This is a genomic window from Arachidicoccus sp. (genome assembly GCF_050436765.1).
Classification (GTDB): Bacteria; Bacteroidota; Bacteroidia; order Chitinophagales; family Chitinophagaceae; genus Arachidicoccus.
In genome coordinates, this window is the sequence record NZ_JBNQGD010000322.1 from 274 (window position 1) to 1,054 (window position 781).

The window sequence follows — 781 nt, forward strand, 5'->3', positions numbered from 1 at the left end:
ATGGCGTATTCATAGTAATGGCTAGTGGAATTGAAAAGTACATACCGTCCCTGAAACACAATTTAATTCTAAGTACTATTCAACTGTCTTTACTTGTACTAGCAGTCACTCTGATTCCGGCACAATTCCGTTTCAGATATCTACTTCTGAAAGAGTGAGTTATTTCTGTTAAAAATCAGGTAATTCGCATTTTTAGTTCTTCGCCACCGGACATTCAATTAGTTTTGTCACTTTTGTGTTCCGTTGTTGCGGCCTGGTCGTTAGGAATTTTAAGCTACATGTGCCGCCGCAAATGCCAGACCAGACATCGCTTGTACTATGAGAACATGTTGGGCCTTGAATGGACAAATGAAGACGGACATACAAACTTTGTTACGGCTATTGACATGGTACAACTTGAAATATAAACTTAATAAAGCAAACTTTCAGCAAGACGGAATTGCTGCCGTTTACTATGCCTGGGGATCTGTGCTTATTACGGCTTCTTATGGAATTGCAATTTATTATGGCCGTTTAGCTCTGCAGACAATTTGTCCACTGAACGAGATCACTCAAAACTCGGCGCGTAGTATGGAACTGAAGCGACAGTTTAATAGGAATTTAATTGTTTAGGTAAGTTTTAATTTATAACAGTTAATTCCAACATTTTAGGCCGGATGCGCGCTTATCTGTTCTATTGTTCCGACCGGCTTTGTCGCATTATCGGCTCAACTATACCTGGATGTATCCGGTTTGAGCGTCCTGGTCATGTCATTGCTAGCTTGGAACTCACCGCTAAATG

1 protein-coding gene is annotated in these 781 nt (G+C 40.6%); it reads left to right on the top strand.

Annotated elements, in window-relative coordinates; genetic code table 11:
• Positions 1-348: 348 nt before the first annotated feature.
• A complete protein-coding gene (locus tag ACQR30_RS13920; protein WP_429736150.1) occupies positions 349-612 on the top strand; it encodes a hypothetical protein in 264 nt (87 codons plus the stop codon).
• The last annotated feature ends 169 nt before the right edge of the window (positions 613-781 follow it).